This window comes from Erythrobacter sp. S259, from assembly GCF_057364965.1.
Genome location: NZ_CP200286.1, coordinates 1268221 through 1287523, shown reverse-complemented (window position 1 = coordinate 1287523; position 19303 = coordinate 1268221). Strand labels below are relative to the sequence as shown.

The following is a 19303-nucleotide window of genomic DNA, read 5'->3' as shown; positions in this document are numbered from 1 at the left end:
GCGCCGAGCTATACCGTGAGTTCAATCCATTTGGCGAGGAGCGTTTTTGCAGCCCCGCTGTCGAGAGCCTCTGCCGCCTTGGCCGCGCCCTCATTCCAGTCAGCCGCAACGCCTGCAACCACGAGAGTGCCCGCCGCATTGAGCAGCACGGCATCACGGTAATCGCTTTTCTCACCATCAAGCAAGCGCGTGAGAGCAGCGGCATTGTACGTCGCATCATCGCCTCGAATGGCTTCGAGCGGGGCGTTCGCAAGGCCAATATCACCGGCTTCAATTCGGCGCATAGTGACGCCGCCGCCGCGAACGTCGGCCAAGGTGTTTCCGCCAGCAAGTGAGAGTTCGTCCAGCCCCTCATCGCCCGAAACAATAAAGCATTGGTCAGGATCAAGGCTCGCCTTTGCCTCTGCATACATCGGCACAAGTTCAGGGCTGGCCAGACCAATCAACTGCCGCCTTACGCCAGCGGGATTGGTGAGGGGGCCAAGCAAATTGAAAATGGTGCGCTTGCCGATTTTCTCGCGGATCGGCGCAATGGGTCCAAGGGCAGGGTGGTGCACACGGGCAAAGAGGAAGCAGATGCCAACCTCGTCCAGTGTCTTCTGCGCGCATCTGACAGCGGCATCGAGATCAAGCCCCAAGGCCTCCAAAGTATCTGCTGCACCTGATTTGGACGATGCAGCTCTGTTGCCGTGCTTTGCAACCGGCACGCCGCAAGCGGCAACCACAAGGCTGACGGCGGTGGAGACGTTGAGGGTATGCTGCCCATCGCCGCCGGTGCCGCAGCAATCGACCGCGTTGTCAGGTGCCTCAATGCCGCTGACCCGCTCGCGCATGGCGCTTGCTGCGGCAGCGATTTCCACGGCGGTTTCCCCGCGTGCGGACAGGGCGATGAGGAAGGCTTCGATTTCTTCCGCACTAACCTTCAGATCAAGGATATTGGCAAACACTTCATCCGCTTCGGCGCGGGTGAGGGTGGGGGCGTCGAGTGGCAATGAGGTCATGAGGCCATCTCCTCTGGCTCAAGCCCGCAGATCGTCATAAAGTTGGCAAGCAAAGCATGGCCATGCTCAGTCGCTATGCTCTCCGGGTGGAATTGCACCGAGTGAATGGGAAGCTGGGCATGGCGGAAACCCATAACACTTGGGTGATCTTCGCCAGGCGTATCAGCATGGGCATTGGCGATAAGGCTCGGCGGTACATCGACCACCTCAAGGCTGTGATAACGCGTGGCGGTGAAGGGGGTTGGGACGCCCTTAAAAAGCCCGCTTCCATCATGTGTGACAGGCGAGGTCTTCCCATGCATCAATCCGCCACGTGTGACGGTGCCGCCGAAGTGCTGCCCGATGGATTGGTGGCCAAGGCACACGCCCATCAAAGGCTTTCCCGCATCAGCGCAAGCCGCCACCAGATCAAGGCTGACGCCGGCCTCATTGGGAGTGCAGGGGCCCGGCGAGATAAGAAAGCCTTTTGCCTTTGTCGCCAGCGCTTCATTGGCCGTCAGGGCGTCATTGCGCTCAACCCGCACGTCCGCGCCCAGCTCCATCAGATAATGGACAAGGTTGAAGGTGAAGCTGTCGTAATTGTCGATGACCAATATTTGGCTCATTGAGACCCTTCCGCAAACTTATCAGTCGCTCGCACCAACCCATCCACAATCCCCGGTTCGCCTGCCGAATGGCCTGCGTCGTGGATCATCCAGAGCTCAGCGTTGGGCATTGCCTTTTTGACTGCCCATGCAGCACTGGGCGGGGTGCAGATGTCGTGGCGGCCTTGTACGATGATGGTGGGGATGTGGGCGACCGCTTCCATATCGCGCAGGAGTTGGTTTTCTTCGAGGAAGAAGTCTTCGAGGAAGAAGCGCGCGCAAATCCGGGCAAAAGGGACTGCCTTTGCGGGCTCTTCGAAATCGGCGAGCAGATCGTCATTGGGAAGAAGCGTCGCAACCGTGCCCTCCCACAAAGACCACTGTGTCGCAGCCGCAAGGCGAGTAGGCTCATCGTCGCTGGTCAGGCGCTCGTAATATGCTTTCACAAGGTCCCCGCGTTCGCTTTCAGGGATGTGTCCGGAAAATTGGTCCCATTGCTCAGCCATAATCTCGCTTGCGCCGTAACGATAAAGCCACTGCTTTTCCGCCAGCCGTGCAAGGAATACCCCGCGAAGGACTAGCTCGGTGACACGTTCAGGATGTTTCTGTGCATAGGCCAGCGCGAGGGTCGAGCCCCAAGAGCCGCCGAACACCTGCCATGCATCGTGGCCACACATTTCGCGAAGGCGCTCAATATCGGCGACAATGCGCCATGTGTCGTTGTTCTCGATCTCAGCAAAGGGCACGGATTGTCCGCAGCCGCGCTGGTCAAACAGGAGCACGTCGTATTTTGCTGGATCCCACTGTTGGCGGTGGGAAGGGCTCATTCCGCCGCCTGGCCCGCCGTGGAGGAAGACCGCCGGCTTCGCCCCCGGCGTGCCCGCGCGCTCGTAATAGAGTGAGTGCCCTTCGCCCACATCGAACATGCCCGTTTCATAGGGCTCAATCTCAGGGTAAAGCGTGCGTTCGTAGCTGAGCAAATTGCTGTTCATTACTTCGTTTTCACCACGAGCAAAGGGCCTACCCGGCGGCTGTCCATGCGGCCTGAAGCCGGGTCCCAGAGTGATGATACATTGCCATCAAGAAAGAGCGCATTGGGTGTTTTGAGTTCATCGCGGAAATAGCGTGCGAGTTGGCCAAAACTCAAAGCCTCGTTCGAGATCACGAAATGTGCCTTGCCCGAACTGTCCACGCCAACCCCGTTGCGGATCGCTTTGGAGGGGCCGTTTGCCTGAATTTCGGGGTGCAGCTTACCGCCGATCACCAACATGGGGCCTGATTGCGTCCCGAATTCAGGCCGTGTGCCTATGGTGCGCAGGAAGGTGTCGGTATCAAGAATGCGCCACTTGCCTGCCGTGCCAAAGAAAACCCCGTTGGGCTTGAGGTAGAAATTTCCGCTCCCATCACCGCGGTCGAGCTCTGCAAGGCGGTCCTCATCGCGCACGAAATAGCCGAGCGGCTTTAATGCATCATTATACATGCCGCCATTCATGACGAAGGCGATCGCACTTTCATCGCGGCCCGCTGCCCAGCCTTCGATAGTGCCAAAATTCGGTCCGCTAGATGGGGCAAGCCCGGTTGAGATGCGGTGCGCCGCCGGATCAGCGATACAATGGGTAAGCGTGATGCCTTCGAAGGTGACAGTATTGCACACGCCGCCTGTGCCAGCTTCGGCCTGATCCGCTTCAGCCACAGCTTCCACCGCTTGGACCGTTTCCTGAGCTTCACGCGGCACAGCATCACCGATCTCGGAGCGAACCACCGGTTCACCTGAAGGTTGAGCTTCGCAAGCGTTGAGGGCCAGAGTGCTGATTGCTAAGAATACTGCTCGCTTCATTGGCCAAACCCCGGTTCGCTTGCGATGCGCACAGCTTCTCGCGCCGCCGCTATCAACGCGCCGGCTTTCGCGCGGCATTCGGCAAGCTCATAGTCCGGGTCGCTGTCGGCAACGATCCCGGCCCCCGCCTGCACATGCATCGTACCATCTTTGACCACAGCCGTGCGTAAAACGATGCAACTGTCAACAGAGCCATCGGGCGCGAAATATCCAACGCCCCCGGCATAGGCCCCACGTGTCTCAGGCTCTAACTCTGCAATAATCTCACACGCCCTGATCTTAGGAGCGCCCGAGACCGTGCCAGCGGGAAAGCCTGCGAAGACGGCATCCAATGCGTCCTTATCATCAGCAAGCTTGCCAATTACGTTGCTGACGATGTGCATGACGTGGCTGTAACGCTCGATGGTGAAGCTGTCGGTGACCTCGACGCTGCCCCTAGACGCCACGCGCCCCACATCATTGCGCCCAAGATCGAGGAGCATGAGGTGTTCAGCAAGCTCCTTTGGATCAGCCAGAAGCGAGGTTTCGTTAGCGTCGTCCTCTTGCCGATCAGCGCCGCGAGGGCGTGTGCCCGCGATAGGGCGGATGGTCACTTCGGGGTCTCCCTTTGCATTGTCGCGCACCCGCACAAGGATTTCTGGGCTGGATCCAACAATCGCAAAACCCGGCAGATCAAGGAAATACAGAAATGGCGATGGGTTTACCCGGCGAAGGCTCCGGTAAAGCGCCAAGGGGGAGTTCAAAAGGACAGGTGAAACGCTGCGCCAGAACCACCTGAAATATATCGCCTGCAAGGATGTAGTCCTTAGCCTTGGCAACCATCGCCTTGTACTCACTGCAGTCGATGACAGGCTCAAGCTCTGGCTCATCTGCGCCTGGCAGAGCACGGGGCTCTTCGGGCGCGGCGCGTGTCAGAGCCCTAAGAGTGTTGTCGATACGATCAGATGCCCGCTCAATCGCGCTTTGCGGATTGGCCGCATCCCAGATCGGCGCCGCGCAATACAGCTCATCGGACAGCCCATCAAAGATAAGAATGATCGTAGGCCGAACAAATAGCATATCCGGCAGCGCCAATTCGCTCTGCGGCGCGCGGGGGAGCCTTTCGACAAGGCCGATGGTCTCATATCCGAAATACCCCACAAGGCAGGCAAGGGCAGGGGGAAGTCCCTTTGGCACGTCGATCCGGCACCGCTGCGAAAGGTCGCGCAGTTCCTGCATGGCGTCGCCCTCGCATGGCGAAAACGCGAAGCGGTCATGCTTCCACATGGCATTGATCGCCGCTTCGCCATCGCTTGCGCGGAACACAAGGTCAGGGTCGAGCCCCAGCAGGCTATAGCGCCCCCGCACCTCGCCCCCTTCCACCGATTCTAGCAGAAAATCGCCGCGTCCCGGTTCAATCAGCCGACGCGCAGCTCCCACTGGTGTGTCGCAATCAGCGACAATCTTGCGCCAGACCAGAGCAGGTTTGCCCGCGCCAAGGGCCTTCGCTGCCTCGGCGGCGTTTTCCACCTGCGCCGAAAATTGCGATGGCCCGCCAGATTGTGTCTGTGTCACCGCCGTCGATCCGTTGCTTGCAGCAAGGGCTGCTTAACTTTCACCAGCGAGCGTGCGGCGAAGGGCTTTGATAGCGTCTTCATTGCGCTCCACCCCGACTTCTGCACGGACAGCAGCGGAAAGCTGGGCTGCATATTCAGCGCTCAGTGCAGCGGAGATTTGCGACTGGGTTTGTGCCAGAAGCGGGTTATCGTCAGCAACCTCGTCAACCGCTATCTCATCAAGGTTGATTACAAACCATCCCAGTTGGTTTTCGTTCTCAAGCAGCTTTGCCGATCCCTGCGCCATAGAGAACATGAGCACCAAAGACGATGGCAGGCCCTGCCGCGAATTGGCGATCAGTTCCTGTCGGGTAAGATCAATCTGTTCGACCCGCTGACCCTGTGCGTTTGCTTTGGCCAATGCGTCCGTGACAGAGGCGCCGCCTTTCATGCTTTCGAGAACTTTCTCGGCCACTTTCTTCGCTTCTTTGCTTCCTTCCGAGATACGCCAAGCTGCGGCGGCCTGTTCGCGGACCTCATCAAGAGGAGGCGCGGCGCTTTCAGTGATATTGGAGACATCGAAGATAAGGAATTGTTCGCCAGCGCTAAGGACAGCGAGCTGCGGGTTGCCTTGCTCCATTTGGAAGGCAGTCTCGAGAATTGGACGAACCGCCTGTGCGATGGATTGTCCCGGTGCACCAAAGACCGCACCGTCTGCCGTAATATCAGGAGTGACATCGACTTGCAGACCATATTCCTGGGCGACATCAATAAGCGATGTGCCAGTATCCACCAGCTCTTCAATCTCAGAACTCAGCTCCGCAAGCTGTCCCGCAAGCGCTTCGGCGCGAAGTTGTTCAGAGATTTCGCCGCGAACCTCGCTAAGGGGCCGCGCCGGTTTGCGCTCGATCTGGTCAACGCGCGCAACATACCAACCAAGCGCGCTTCGTGCAGGTTCGATGAGATTGCCGCGATCCGTTTGAAACAATTGCTCGGCAACCGCAAAGCTGGTGGCTGTGCCGGTCTGCTCTTGATCGCGAAGCTCTGCGACCGACACATTGAAGCCGGCTTCCGCAGCCGCCGCCTCAAGGCTTACACCGCCTATGATGCGGGCTGTGATCGTTTTGGCAGCTTCTTCGGTGGGGACCACGAAAGAGGTAAATGCGCGGCGCTCTTGGGCTGCGTAAATCTTAGCGTCGCGTTCAAAACGCGCAGCAATTGCTTCACTGCTTGGGGTCAGATCGCTGGTCACATTTTCCGCGCCAAAGCGTGCAAGACGCAAAGTGCGGCGTTCAGGCACCACGAATGTTTCTTGATTCTCAGCATAAAAAGCGCCGAGCGTCTCATCGCTGGGATCGTCTTCGGGTGCGTAGGCAAGGCTCGAAATCACCGCGATTTGTCCCCGGCGGCGCTCAAGAGCGAGCGCTGCGTATTGCTTGGCTGCGGCCCGCGGCAGGCTTGGCGCGGCCAGGGCGGGGCGCAAAATTTGCTGTGCCAAAAGGCCATCGGCAATATCTTTGCGCAAAACGGAATCGGTAATCCCCTGGCGGCGAAGGGCTGCTTGATAGGTGTCCTGATCAAAATCGCCTGTGAGATTGCGGAATGCCGGAATTTGGAGGATTTCGCTGTTTACGAGGTTATCGCCTGCGCGAAGCCCGTAGTCTTGTGCAAATTTGCCAAGCGCATATCGGTCGATCAAAACCTCAAGTTCATTCTCGAAACCGCCCTCTTCAATAAATTGCGGCATGGTAATTGTGGGGTTTTGCTGCCGAGCACGGGTGACCGCGTTGTTCATCGCGCCATTTGCTTCATTGGCCGAAATAGTATCCCCGCCAACGGCTGCGATTTTGTCATCGCCGCTTAACCCGCCAAAGGTTGCCGAACCTGAAATATCACTTGCGGCAAACGCGAGCGCCACGATGACAAGAAAGCCGATAAAGATTGGCAGGCCGATCTTCGACTGAAAGAAATTGCGGAGAAGCGAAATCATTTAGGTCAATTCCCGATATTTTTTATCAAGCGATTTGGCATTTTCATTTTGCACCAATTGGATACTGTCGGTGCGGCCTGAAGGTATAAATCGAATATTAAAGGCATTGGAATATGAGAAAACAGCGTTTTTCTGATAGAAACTAAGTTCCAAGGCGCTTTATCGGGCATGCGACCTCGCGGCAACAGGTTGAAAGGGGTTTTGACTAAACTTAATCGCTCCGCTAGCCGACCGGGCCGCTCATGCGTACATCCCGAGCGAAGATTCGACACATTATGATTGCAGGAATTTGAATGTCCCAGCGCCCATACATCGTTGGAAATTGGAAAATGCATGGCACGCGGGCCATGCTGTCTGAGGCGCGTTCGATAGATCGGGCCGCTCAGCGCCTTATGAAGGTCGAGGTGGCGATCGCTCCTCCCTACACTTTGATCCATCCCATTCACCGCGAGGCTGAACAGATCGCTGTTGGTGCGCAGGATTGCCATGAGCACGATGGCGGCGCGCATACAGGCGATATTTCTGCGGCCATGGTGGCGGATGCCGGCGGCAAGTTTGTAATCCTTGGACACTCAGAACGCAGGCAAGCGCACAAAGAGACCAATGCTTTGGTGCAGGCAAAGGCGCATTCGGCCCTTGCGTCTGGCTTGCGCATCATCATGTGCTGCGGAGAGAGCGAGGAAACCCGCGATAAAGGCGATGCGATCACTTTTGTAACGCGTCAACTCAAAGCATCGCTGCCCGTTGAGATCGAGGAACCAGCGGAGTCGCTTGCTGTTGCCTATGAGCCCATTTGGGCGATTGGTACTGGAAAGACGGCGCAGGCGGCCGACATTGAGGAAATGCACGGCGAAATTCGCAATCTTTTGATCAAGATGTACGGCGAAGAGCATGGCGGCGCGGTGAGGATCCTTTATGGCGGATCAGTGAAACCTGAAAACGCGGGCGAAATTTTTAACGTTGCCAATGTTGGCGGCGCGCTTGTGGGCGGTGCCAGCCTCACCGCGGATAGCTTTATGGGAATTGCTCTTGCAGCAGCAGAGACGCCCGACGACTAATTGTGTATTGGGTGTCACTCACCGGCGGTGAGCAGACGCACCGCAACGCAGTGAATTTCTAACCAACCTTGTCGCAGGCGGCGCTTATCACTAAGTGCGCTTTGCAAGAGCTCACCAATTAGAAGAACCAGCCCATGTCGCTTTTCATTATTCTCACTGTCATTCAGGCCATGATTGCTGCCGCGCTTGTGGGCGTGGTGCTTATGCAGCGCTCCGAAGGCGGGGGACTTGGAATTGGAGGCAACCCTTCAGGAGCGCTCGGTGCGCGCGGTGCGGCAGATTTTCTGACCCGGTCGACTAAGTGGCTTGCGGTGGCTTTTGTGACGCTTTCGATCGTTTTGGCAGCGATTGCTGTGAGCGAATCGAGCGTTGGGGATGTGACAACCACACTCGACCGCGATTTGTCGGCTCCCGATGTTCTCGGTGATGCGCTGTCTGATGATGCGACCGGCGATGATCTGCTCAGCGAAGGCGAAGATGCCGCGCAGGATGGCGCAGAGACACCAAGCGACGATCCGCTGAGCGAATAATTTCGCCAATATTTCAAGAGCCCAAGACCACACTTGTGGATTGCGAGCCCTATGACGCGGCAATTTACTTGCCCCGAATCCCCTCACACGCTTAAGGCTTGCCTCCCATGGCGCGGTACATTTTTATCACCGGCGGCGTGGTCTCCTCGCTCGGCAAAGGTCTCATGGCAGCAAGTCTTGCTGCCCTCTTACAGGCGCGCGGGTACAAGGTCCGTATCCGCAAGTTTGACCCTTATTTGAACGTCGATCCAGGCACGATGAGCCCGTATCAACACGGCGAGGTCTATGTGACCGATGACGGGGCTGAAACGGACCTTGATCTGGGGCATTACGAACGCTTCACAGGCGTCTCCGCGCGCCAGAGCGACAACATCACCTCAGGGCGCGTCTACCGCGACATTATCGCGAAAGAGCGGCGCGGTGATTATTTGGGCGCGACGGTTCAGGTGATCCCGCATGTAACCGATGCGATCAAACAGTTCGCCTTAGCTGATCAGGACGACCATGATTTCATCCTATGTGAGATCGGCGGCACCGTCGGCGACATTGAATCGCTGCCCTTCATGGAAGCGATCCGCCAGATCCGTAACGAGCTGGAGCCGTTCCAAACGCTCAGCGTTCATGTGACCCTTGTACCGTATATTGCAGCGGCAGGAGAGCTGAAGACCAAGCCGACACAGCACTCTGTGCGCGAACTGGCCTCGCTTGGGATCAAGCCTGATGTGTTGCTATGCCGCGCAGAACATCCAATCCCTGATGGCGAGCGTCAGAAGATTGCGAACTTCTGTAACGTGCGCAAACAGGCTGTGATCCCTGCGCTGGACGCGCCGTCGATCTATTCGGTCCCACTACAATATCACGAGGTGGGCCTTGATGAAGAGGTACTGCGCGGCTTTGGTATCACCGATGCGCCCGCACCCGACCTTTCCTCATGGAACGACGTCACCGACCGATACTTCAACCCAGAGGGCGAAGTTACAATCGGTGTAGTAGGCAAATATGTCGGCCTTCCAGATGCTTATAAGAGCCTTAATGAAGCGCTCGTGCATGGCGGCCTTGCCAACCGGGTAAAGGTCAACATCAAATGGATCGACGCTGAAATCTTCGAGGGCGACGATGAGGCGGATATCGTCTCAGCCCTTGAGCCTATGCACGGCATCCTTGTGCCCGGCGGTTTTGGTGAACGCGGAAGCGAGGGCAAGATTTCCTCTGTCCGCTTCGCCCGCGAGCGCAAAGTGCCATTCTTTGGGATTTGCCTCGGCATGCAGATGGCCTGCATCGAAGGCGCGCGCACTGCTGGCATTACAGATGCGTCCTCTACCGAATTCGGCGAGACCAAAGAGCCGGTCGTCGGTATCATCACCGAGTGGATGACCGAGGAAGGCCTACAAAGCCGCGAAGAGGGCGGCGACATGGGCGGCACCATGCGTCTAGGCGCTTACGAAGCAAAGCTCGGTTCAAACAGCCACACATCACGCATTTATGGCGGGGCTGAGGCTATCTCAGAACGCCACCGCCACCGCTACGAAGTGAACAGCGCTTACATCGAGCCGCTCGAAAGCGGCGGCTTGGTGTTTGCCGGCATGTCGCCGGACGGCCTCTTGCCTGAGATTGTTGAGCGGCCCGATCATCCGTGGTTCGTGGGTGTACAATTCCACCCGGAGCTCAAATCAAAGCCATTCGATCCCCATCCGCTTTTTGCTGGGTTTATCGAAGCAGCTCTCGAGCAATCGCGGCTTGTCTAGGGCACAAATATCGGCACTTTTGTGTCCAAAGTGACTTTGTCGCATACGTACAAGTTAGCAAATCGCAGTTAGGCCTAGAGTGGTTCTCGGGTGCCGGTCTGACGATCTTAAGCGTTTGATGCCGCATCCTGAACAAAGTTCACGCCCGTTAAAGCGAGGCGAGTGGTTTAGGCAGCAGGTTAGGAACCGGTGGGCAAAGATGCCCTCAGCTGCATTGAGCTCGAACTGGGGAATGGCCGTCTATTGCGACCCGGACGGCCATACTTGGTCGGGGCGACAACAGTCGCAGGGACGGCTCCATCGGAGCCGTCCCTTTATCAACTATACAGGCGGCGGCTCCATCGGGGCTGCCGCCTTTTTTAGGGCACATAAGCGGCGGCTCAATCGGAGCCGCCGCCGTTCTTGTCATACTGACTGTAAAAGGCTGGATTAAAAGCTCGGTTTTATCCGCCTTGAGGCCCGCCGCCTAAGCCGCGTCCGCTTCGGACGTTCCATCCTCAGGCTCCCGCGTGGGAACAGCGGCGAGGGTCGCAGCGGCGTTCACAGCGATTTTCTTCGGCTTCATCGCCTCAGGAATTTCGCGGACAAGGTCGATCACCAAAAGGCCATCGGCAAGCGCTGCGTTGTCCACGCGCACATAGTCGGCAAGCTCGAAGCGGCGCTCAAACCCGCGGTTCGCAATCCCGATATGGAGCATTTCAGCGCCCTCATCAGCATCCTCGCGCTTGCGGCCTTGAACGGTCAACAAATTCGCCTGCGCAGTGATATCAATATCCTGCGGGCGGAAACCGGCCACGGCCAGAGTGATGCGGTAGGTGTCTTCGCCGTTACGAGCGATGTTGAAAGGGGGGTAATTGTCCCCGGAACTCGCGCGCGCCTGACTTTCGAGCATGTCGAAGAGACGATCAAAGCCGACGGTGCTGCGGCGATAGGGAGTAAAATCAAGACGTGACATAATGTACAAATCCTCTTGTTTGAGCAATTTGGTTGTGTTCGCAGACCCGCGTTGCATGCGGCGTCTGCTGGCTATTTGCCGCTGTTGCATCTCCCAAGACTGGCGAAATGCGGCGACACACATTAGTTAGTAATGCGAAAGTGCCTTTCAAGAGGCTTTGGGATTGGAAAATTATGACAACGCCAGTGATTGATATCTACACCAAATTCGGCTGCCCCTTCTGTGTGCGGGCCAAACACCTGCTCGACAGTAAGGACGCCGCCTACAACGAATTCGACATCACCGTGGACGGTGAAAAGCGCGATGAGATGATCTCTCGCGCCCCGCAAGCGCGCACCGTGCCGCAAATTTTTATCGGCGAGACCTATGTGGGGGGCTCTGATGATCTTGCCGCGCTTGAGGCGCAAGGGAAGCTCGACGCGCTTCTGGCGGGCTAGGACACTGCAACGTGCCAAAGATTGCTGTCTTGCAGATGACTTCAGGGATTGATCCTGAGGCGAATTGTCTCATCATCGAAGACGCTATGGAAAAGGCTGCTGAAGCTGGAGCCGAAGTCCTATTCACTCCGGAGATGTCTCTCCTGCTCGACAAGGATCGAAATCGCGCAGGGCCTTGGATTGAAAGCAATGCGCCAGCAAAGATGATCACTTCGCTCCAGCTATCAGCGAACGATTGGGCGATTGATGTCGCTATAGGCTCTCTGCCGGTCCGAGCTCATTCAGGCAAATGGGCGAACCGTTCACATTACTTGCGCTGGACCTTGGGAGAGCCGGAAACATACGATAAAATCCATATGTTCGACGTTGATCTGGAAAACGGTGAAAGCTGGCGAGAGAGCAACGCTTACGAGTCAGGCAGGCGCGCTGTCGTTATCTCCCATACGCCAGTGGGGAGGCTGGGCCTTGCGATCTGTTATGATATGCGCTTTCCGGCGTTGTTCGAGAAGCTAGGCCAAAGGCAATGCGACACCATCGCTGTGCCTGCTGCGTTCACTAGGCCTACCGGCGAGGCGCATTGGCACGTTCTCCTCCGAGCCCGCGCCATAGAAGCGAGCGCATTTGTCATTGCAGCAGCGCAAGTGGGCAAACACGAGGATGGGCGCGAGACCTATGGCCACTCGCTTGTGGTAGACCCTTGGGGCAAGGTTCTCCTTGATATGGGCGGGGATGGACCGGGCCTTGGTTTTTGCGAGATCGACCTTGGCCGCATCGCAGAGGTACGCTCGCAAATCCCAAGCCTTGCCAACCGCCGCAAAATCCCCAATTAGTCCCGCACAATGATCGTATTCGACCTTTCTTGTGAACACGGCCACCGCTTTGAAGGGTGGTTCAAGTCATCCTCTGCATTTGAGGAGCAACAGGCGCGCGGCCTTGTGACGTGCCCTGAGTGTGAGACGGCTGCGGTGAGCAAAGCTCCCATGGCGCCGGCCGTGCCCGCAAAAGGCAATACCAAGCGGGACCTTGCACCAACACCGCAGCAGCCCGTTCAGCCGGTATCAGGCGAAGGGCAAGCCGTCTCCAATGCTGAGCCGCCCGCTGAGGTCAAAAAAGCCATCGAAACGCTGGCAAAAGCGCAGGCTAAAGCGCTCGAAAATAGCACATATGTGGGCGAGGACTTCTCCAAGCAGGCCCGCGAAATGCACTATGGTGAGCGCGATGCTGAGGTAATCCACGGACAAGCGAGCCTTGAAGAGGCCAAAGAGCTTGTCGATGAAGGCGTGGCCGTCGCGCCGCTGCCGCTTCCCGTGGCTCCGCCAGAAAAGCTAAACTGACGCGAGAGCTGAATTGATCACGCGCTCCATAATGCTATGGGAGCAGATGGTCGGTCCCGTAGCTCAGGTGGATAGAGCGTTGGATTCCTAATCCAAAGGCCGCAGGTTCAAATCCTGCCGGGATCACCATTTTCGGCAAATCCTCGCTAGACTTCCTTCGCTACGCTGCGGAACCGCTGCGGGCGGGCGGTCGCCCTTGCGGACCTATCGGTCCGTTCGGCCTCAATACCCGCTCGCCTGACCATCCTTACGCATCTCGGTCGCGCCTGCATAAACGCCTGTTTCCGCATCGCGCACGATTGCCTGATAGCCGCCAAACATGATGCCGTTATCGACCACGCGCACATTGTGACCCATGGCGCGCAAGGCTTCGATGGTTTCAGCCGGGATGCCGGGTTCGACATTGAGCGTTCCCAGATCATCATCAATTGGCCCGCTGAGCGTGTCTGTAGGCTGCCGTCCGCCGTCATGATTGATGCGCGCGGCATCGCCCGCTTCCTGAACATTCATGCCATAGTCGGCCATGTTAATCAGAACCTGCACATGCCCCTGAGGCTGCATCCCGCCGCCCATTAGGCCAAGGGTCATAAAGGGTTTGCCGTCCTTCTTCACAAAGGCTGGAATGATGGTGTGAAAGGGGCGTTTGCCAGGTTCGTAAGCGTTGGGGTGCTCAGGATCGAGGCTGAAAAGTTCGCCGCGATCTTGCAGCATGAAACCCAATCCATCAGGGACAAGGCCGCCGCCCATGCCGCGATAGTTGGATTGGATGAGGCTCACCATCATGCCGTCTTTGTCGGTCACGGTGAGGTATGTGGTGTCGCCTTCGCCCTCTAACTTTGGCTCAGGCGCAGGCTCACCCGGAGCGAACACAGGCGTCGCTTTGGCAGGATCAATCAGTGCAAAACGCTGTTTGCCGTACTCTTCGCTCAGCAATTCTTCAGGCAAAGTGGAGAACGAAGGGTCGGCATAAAACCGCGCTACATCGGCATAGGCGAGCCGTTTAGCCTCGGTGATGTAGTGAATGACCTCTGGGCTGCCGCGTTCCCATTGTCGCAGGTCCACATTCTTGAGGATGTTCACCATCTGCAAGGCGGCAAAGCCTTGTGAGTTTGGTGGAAGCTCGCATAGCTCAAACCCGTCGCGGTAACCTGCACAGGCCACATCGACCCACTCGCTCTCATGCGCGGCGAAGTCTTCCATTGTGAAGGCTGAACCCTGGCGCTGGAGATAGTCGACCATAACCTTGGCCAAATCGCCTTGGTAGAACGCATTGCGGCCCTCGCGCCCGATGGTCTCGAGCGTATCGGCGAGATCAGGGTTCTTAAAGATGTCGCCAGCTTCCGGTGCTCCGTCGGCAAAATAGGTGGTACGGGCATTGTCGAACTCGAACGCCGTAGTCTCAAGCCGCCGCGTATAGGATCGCAAGGAACGGTCGAGATACATCGCAATGACCGGGGCAACCGGGTGCCCATTGCGTGCATATTCAACAGTAGGTGCGAGCACGTCGCTCATCGGCATCGAGCCAAAGCGCTCATGCATTTCAAACCATCCATCGACCGTTCCGGGAATAGTGACGGGGAGGGGGCCCACAACTGGCAGCGCATCGGCACCGTCCAACTTCTTAAGCAGTTGATCGAGTGACTGACCTGCCGGCGAGCGGCCAGAGCCATTGAGGCCGTAAAGCTGATCAGTTTTGGGATCATAGATTATAGCAAACAGATCACCGCCAATGCCGTTACCGGTTGGCTCCATCAGGCCGAGCGCTGCGTTCGCTGCAATCGCGGCATCCACTGCATTGCCGCCTTCGCGAAGCACCTGGAGGGCAATTTGCGTCGCCAATGGGTGAGCAGTCGCAGCCATGCCGTTTTCGGCATAGACCGGGCTGCGTGACCAATTGGCACCTACGGGACGCCCGCCAGCACCGATTTGCTCCTCAACGGGGCGCGTTTCCTGCGCTGAAATGGGCGTTGCTACAAGGGCGAACAGTGAGGCAGCGGCGGCAAGAATTCTCATGAGATTTCCCTCAATTGGTGGCGGGCGGAGTACTGGTCGGTGTACCATTTTTTGGGGCGACCTTTTTGGCGCGCTTCTTTTTTGACTTCGCTAAATAGGGTAACAAAAACAAATAGCCGCCGGTTCCCCACATGATGATGAGGATGACACCAATGGGCAGAAAAACATAGAGTTTCACCCAATCGGCAAACCACGATCCGTCATGAATGGCCTCAATCGTGTCCGAGCGTCGGTAGGCGACTTTGAGGACCTCAGCGGTGCTGGTGTCGATCTGCACTTCCCAGCCAGAGTTCGCCCGAAGTTTGGCCACACCGCGGTCCACACGAAGGTCGATGCGGTCGATGTCGGTCCAGTCTGCAATGCCAGCCTCGGGATGCGCGCGCGCGGCCTCGACCATTTGATCGTAGGAGATGGTGGGAATGGTGTCTTCAACCACCCCGCGCTCAGTGCCGGGTTGGATCCACTCAATCTCTTTTTTGAGCATCAGCATGCCGCCAGCGACAAACATGATTGCAGCAGGAATAAAGACAGCGACCGAAAGCCAGTAGTGGACCTGACGAAACAGGCGTTTTGCGTTCATGAGGACCCGTTTTAGGTGGGGACCGCCCTAAGGCAAGCCCCCTTTAAGCCTATCGTTATTGAGGAAGAGCGCTTCCAGCGACCCAAGGTGCACCAGCTGCTTCAAGCTCACGTTCGTAAGCAGGAAGACTGTTTTCTGTAAGAGTGCGCAAGCGGTTCTTGATTTCGGTAAATTCAGACTGTGCAAAACCGAACTGCTCGCGGTGCGTATTGGTTGGACCATAGGTCGAGGCGCTGACCCCGAACATGACCGTGCCAAGGCGGCTGCGAACGGTCGGCTGAGTTCGCTCTGCGATGGCATTGCGCGCTTGGTTCCCATTCATCAACGCATCAAGCGTATTGGCCTCACTGCGAAGCGCGGTAAGTCGGTCGTCGAGCGCTGTGACGTCTCCGCCAGCACGGCTTACCGCAACCCTCATTAGATCAATGCGCCTCTTGGCGTTCTCAAGCGTCGCATTGGCCGCCGAGACTGTCCGGTCAAAGGCCGAGATTTCTCTCCAGAAATCAGCCGCATCGGCCTGCGCTGGCAAAGCACCGTCACGCAGGCGTTCGACGTTGAATGGCTGACCTGAGACCAGCTCACTGGTTACACCGCGAACCCGCTTGGACAGCGAGACGGTGTATTGGCCGGGGCTCACAAGAAACCCGCTGCCATCCGAGTTTGGTCCCGGCGCGCGGGTAACCGCAGATTGGCTTGGGAAACGAAGGTCCCAATTCACTCGGTGAAAGCCTTTCGTGGCCGGTCCTTTGATGCGGCGCACCACATTGCCGTCGCTATCGCGAACGGTGAGGTAGATCGCTGGCTTCTCTTCAAGGATTTCCTGTGTGAGGCTATCAAAGCTAGGGAACGGGTTGTTGCCGCCTTCTTTGGCAATCGGCTTTTCCCGCTCTTGGCGAATGTCTTTCAGCGACTGAATATCGTCCGCCAGATAATAGGTGAAGTTTGCTCCAAACTCTGGGTTAGGCGCACGGTAGTAACCATGGCCTTGCGATCCGCCTTCGGAGAAGGCCAGCGGGTGCTGTTCAATATACCACCACGCTTTGCGGCCCGGGAAGAGCATGGCTTCTGAACGCAGGCTTGCTTCGCTGACTTCGCGCAACGGCGAAATATCGTCGACGATGAAGAAGCCACGGCCAAAGCTGGCGGCGACTAAGTCATCTTCGCGGCGCTGAATCGTCAGATCGCGAAACCCAATTGTTGGAGCATCACCGGTCATCTTCACCCATTTTGCCCCGCCATCGACGCTGAAGAACAGCGCAAATTCGGTGGCGGTGAAGAGCAGGTTGGGGTTTTTGTGATCCTGAACAATGCGCCATACGAGGTGACGGTCAGGGATATTGCTCTTGATCGAGGTCCAAGTGCGGCCGCGGTTTGTGCTCTTGAGCAAATACGGTTTGAAATCGCCATATTTGTGGTTGTCGAGCGCGGCATAGACCGTGTTCACATCGAACAAATCGGCGCGAATGTCGTTCACATAGGCGGTGTCAGGAACACCGGGCATGGAGCCCACTTCCAAACGCCGCCATGTGTTGCCGCCGTCTTCTGTGACTTGGATAAGGCCGTCATCGGTGCCCACGTAAAGCAGGTTTTCATCCAGCGGGCTCTCCCCGATGTTCGCAATAGTATTGTACTGTGACATGGCGAGAATATCCCAGCCCGCATCCCAGCTGTGCTGACGCCCCTGAACGGGCAGACGCAGACGGTTCTCGTCGCGGGTGAGGTCTGGTGAAATCGCGCGCCAAGTGTCGCCGCGATCATCCGAACGCCACAGTTTTTGCGATGCGTGATAGATGCGGGTGGGCTCATGCTGGCTCACCAGAATAGGCGCATCCCAGTTCCAGCGCATGATCGGCTCACCGGGAGCAGCTTGCGGCTGAATGTGGACCACCTCGCCGGTGATACGGTCAACGCGCGCCAAATTACCTTGCTGCCACTGCGCATACATAATGTTGGGGTTGCCTGGCTCAGTCGCAGACTGGTGTCCATCGGCAAACAGCGTGATGAACCAATCATCGTTGCGGATGCCGTGACGGTTATCAGTGCGCGATGGACCGCCTTGCGAATTGTTATCCTGTGTCCCGCCATAAACGTAGTAGAATGGCTCAGCATCATCGACGGCAACCTTGTAGAACTGGGTCACAGGCAGATTGTTGATGAAGCGCCACGTTTTGGTGTGGTCATAGCTTTCGTAAAGGCCGCCATCAGAACCAAACAGCACATATTCAGGATCATCCGGCCGGAAGGCGAGGGCGTGATCATCAACGTGCTTCAATTCATTGTTGAGGTTGCTGAAAGTCTTGCCGCCATCGTTTGAAATTTGACTTGTGTTCGACATCAGATAGATGCGGTCGAAATAGTGCGGGCTTGCGTAGAGCTCTTGATAGTAGTGCGGGCCGGTGCCGCCTGACACGGTGTCAGACATCTTGGTCCAGCTCGAACCGCGATCATCAGAGCGCCAAATACCGCCCTCGCGCCGGTCCAGCTCAATTGCGGCATAAACAACGTCGGTTTGGATCGGAGAGATCGCAATGCCGATCTTGCCCATATTGCCTTTGGGAAGGCCGGTTTTGAGCTCAGTCCAAGTCTCACCGCCGTCTTCTGAGCGCCATATGCCGCTTTCCGGGCCGCCGCCAACATAGGCGGCAACCGTGCGGTGACGCTGCCATGTGGTGGCATAGAGGCGGTCCGGGTTGCCCGGGTCAATCATCAAATCGCCAGCACCGGTGTGCCCGTTGTCAGAGGAGAGAACTTGGGTCCACGTCTCACCGCCATCGGTGGTTTTGTAAACGCCGCGTTCGCCGCCAGCGCTCCAGATCGGGCCTTGAGCTGCTACCCAAACGGTGTTTGAATCTTCGGGGTGCACGATGATCTTGCCGATGCGTTCTGAGGCCTCGAGGCCTTTCTTCTTCCAGGTTTGACCGCCATCTTCGGAAAGATAGATGCCATCACCATAGGCCAAGTGACGGCCGCCATGGTTTTCACCTGTGCCAACCCAAATGCGGCTAGGATCGCTCGGGTCTAAGCCAAGCGAGCCAATGGAATAAGAGGTTTGTCCGTCGAACAAGCTTTTCCAAGTGGTGCCCGCATTCTCCGTCTTCCAAACACCGCCAGAGCCCACAGCCACATACCACGTCGCCGGATCGTCCTGTACAATCGCGATGTCAGCGATCCGGCCAGACATAAAGGCCGGGCCGATGCCGCGCAGCTTAAACGCGTTAAACGTGCCGCTTGATAGCGCTGGCTTGTCTTTTTCATCTTGCGCTAAAGCAGCAGTTCCAAGGCCAGAGATAGCCAAACTGAAGGCGGCAAGGAGTGCGAGGAAAAGTTTTTGTAGCGACATTCAGCCCCCCAGTTCGCGGAACCGTGAAACTGCCGCGAGGATTGTAATCGACAATGGGGTGAAGACTCAGCGCCAACCCCTTTTATGTAACATGGCTAGGCTCTCATCAGCTCTGCATCAACTGCCAAACAGATTTGCCCCACGCCTTATCGTGGATAGATGGACGCATTTTTCTGTCCTGCAGGCGCAAGGAAATTCCGACCAAGCGTAAAGTCTGTCGGACGAGCTACACCGCGTAAGGTCTTAGATGACAGCGCCAAAGAGAAAGGCGCTCGGCAATTTCCGTCAACAGCGCCCGGAAGAACCGAACCGTTCGGAAATGGATGCCGCAGCGCCCTTCATATGTCGGTTGCTCTACCGAGCA

At 57.2% G+C, this 19303-nt stretch carries 15 protein-coding genes, 1 tRNA gene and 1 pseudogene; 7 read left to right on the top strand and 10 right to left on the bottom strand.

The window, feature by feature from the left end; translation table 11 throughout:
• Nucleotides 1-8: 8 nt before the first annotated feature.
• The 6 genes and pseudogenes from trpD to AC0V60_RS06065 form a co-directional block, all read right to left on the bottom strand.
• On the bottom strand, nt 9-1001 hold the full coding sequence (trpD, locus tag AC0V60_RS06090) for an anthranilate phosphoribosyltransferase (protein WP_486177612.1): 993 nt from the start codon (nt 999-1001) through the stop codon (nt 9-11).
• Nucleotides 998-1606: an anthranilate synthase component II gene (locus AC0V60_RS06085; RefSeq protein WP_486177611.1), complete on the bottom strand. Its 609-nt coding sequence runs from the start codon at nt 1604-1606 to the stop codon at nt 998-1000. The genes trpD and AC0V60_RS06085 overlap by 4 nt, the downstream gene beginning before the upstream one ends.
• Nucleotides 1603-2577, bottom strand: coding sequence for a prolyl aminopeptidase (gene pip / locus AC0V60_RS06080; RefSeq protein WP_486177610.1), 975 nt, complete (start codon nt 2575-2577; stop codon nt 1603-1605). Before pip ends, AC0V60_RS06085 begins: the two co-directional genes overlap by 4 nt.
• The gene (locus AC0V60_RS06075; RefSeq protein WP_486177609.1) at nt 2577-3422 is read right to left on the bottom strand and encodes a phosphodiester glycosidase family protein; all 846 of its coding nucleotides are present in this window, start codon (nt 3420-3422) and stop codon (nt 2577-2579) included. Before AC0V60_RS06075 ends, pip begins: the two co-directional genes overlap by 1 nt.
• Nucleotides 3419-4931, bottom strand: a pseudogene (locus AC0V60_RS06070) (anthranilate synthase component I family protein). The gene AC0V60_RS06075 and the pseudogene AC0V60_RS06070 overlap by 4 nt, the downstream one beginning before the upstream one ends.
• Before the next feature lie 78 nt (nt 4932-5009).
• Nucleotides 5010-6947, bottom strand: coding sequence for a peptidylprolyl isomerase (locus AC0V60_RS06065; protein ID WP_486177608.1), 1938 nt, complete (start codon nt 6945-6947; stop codon nt 5010-5012).
• A 293-nt stretch (nt 6948-7240) separates the two neighbouring features.
• Between AC0V60_RS06065 and tpiA the strand changes: the two genes are divergently transcribed.
• From tpiA to pyrG, 3 genes are all read left to right on the top strand, one after another.
• Nucleotides 7241-8005 carry a triose-phosphate isomerase gene (gene tpiA, locus AC0V60_RS06060; RefSeq protein ID WP_486177607.1) on the top strand — a complete coding sequence of 255 codons (765 nt, stop codon included), beginning with the start codon at nt 7241-7243 and terminating at the stop codon, nt 8003-8005.
• Nucleotides 8006-8139: 134 nt separating this feature from the next.
• Nucleotides 8140-8535: a preprotein translocase subunit SecG gene (secG, locus tag AC0V60_RS06055; protein WP_486177606.1), complete on the top strand. Its 396-nt coding sequence runs from the start codon at nt 8140-8142 to the stop codon at nt 8533-8535.
• 107 nt (nt 8536-8642) lie between these two features.
• Nucleotides 8643-10280 carry a CTP synthase gene (gene pyrG, locus AC0V60_RS06050; protein WP_486177605.1) on the top strand — a complete coding sequence of 546 codons (1638 nt, stop codon included), beginning with the start codon at nt 8643-8645 and terminating at the stop codon, nt 10278-10280.
• 466 nt (nt 10281-10746) lie between these two features.
• Here pyrG and AC0V60_RS06045 read toward each other — a convergent pair whose 3' ends face one another.
• A complete protein-coding gene (locus AC0V60_RS06045; RefSeq protein WP_486177604.1) occupies nt 10747-11235 on the bottom strand; it encodes an Hsp20 family protein in 489 nt (162 codons plus the stop codon).
• A gap of 173 nt (nt 11236-11408) precedes the next feature.
• Here AC0V60_RS06045 and grxC point away from each other — a divergent pair, with 173 nt between their 5' ends.
• The 4 genes from grxC (at nt 11409) to AC0V60_RS06025 (ending at nt 13135) form a co-directional block, all read left to right on the top strand.
• Nucleotides 11409-11672 (top strand): glutaredoxin 3, encoded by a 264-nt coding sequence (grxC, locus tag AC0V60_RS06040; protein WP_486177603.1) that lies wholly within the window; start codon nt 11409-11411, stop codon nt 11670-11672.
• Between the two features lie 11 nt (nt 11673-11683).
• Nucleotides 11684-12502: a carbon-nitrogen hydrolase family protein gene (locus tag AC0V60_RS06035; protein WP_486177602.1), complete on the top strand. Its 819-nt coding sequence runs from the start codon at nt 11684-11686 to the stop codon at nt 12500-12502.
• A 9-nt stretch (nt 12503-12511) separates the two neighbouring features.
• Nucleotides 12512-13006 (top strand): DUF1178 family protein, encoded by a 495-nt coding sequence (locus tag AC0V60_RS06030; RefSeq protein ID WP_486177601.1) that lies wholly within the window; start codon nt 12512-12514, stop codon nt 13004-13006.
• Nucleotides 13007-13058: 52 nt separating this feature from the next.
• Nucleotides 13059-13135, top strand: a tRNA-Arg gene (locus tag AC0V60_RS06025).
• A gap of 93 nt (nt 13136-13228) precedes the next feature.
• Here the strand turns inward: AC0V60_RS06025 and ggt are convergent.
• The 3 genes from ggt to AC0V60_RS06010 are packed head-to-tail and all read right to left on the bottom strand — an operon-like array spanning nt 13229 to nt 18939.
• Entirely contained in the window at nt 13229-15019 is a 1791-nt protein-coding gene (gene ggt / locus AC0V60_RS06020) for a gamma-glutamyltransferase (RefSeq protein WP_486177600.1), read from the bottom strand.
• A 10-nt stretch (nt 15020-15029) separates the two neighbouring features.
• Nucleotides 15030-15599, bottom strand: coding sequence for a PepSY domain-containing protein (locus tag AC0V60_RS06015; RefSeq protein WP_486177599.1), 570 nt, complete (start codon nt 15597-15599; stop codon nt 15030-15032).
• Nucleotides 15600-15654: 55 nt separating this feature from the next.
• Nucleotides 15655-18939 (bottom strand): VPS10 domain-containing protein, encoded by a 3285-nt coding sequence (locus tag AC0V60_RS06010; RefSeq protein WP_486177598.1) that lies wholly within the window; start codon nt 18937-18939, stop codon nt 15655-15657.
• Between the last annotated feature and the right edge of the window lie 364 nt (nt 18940-19303).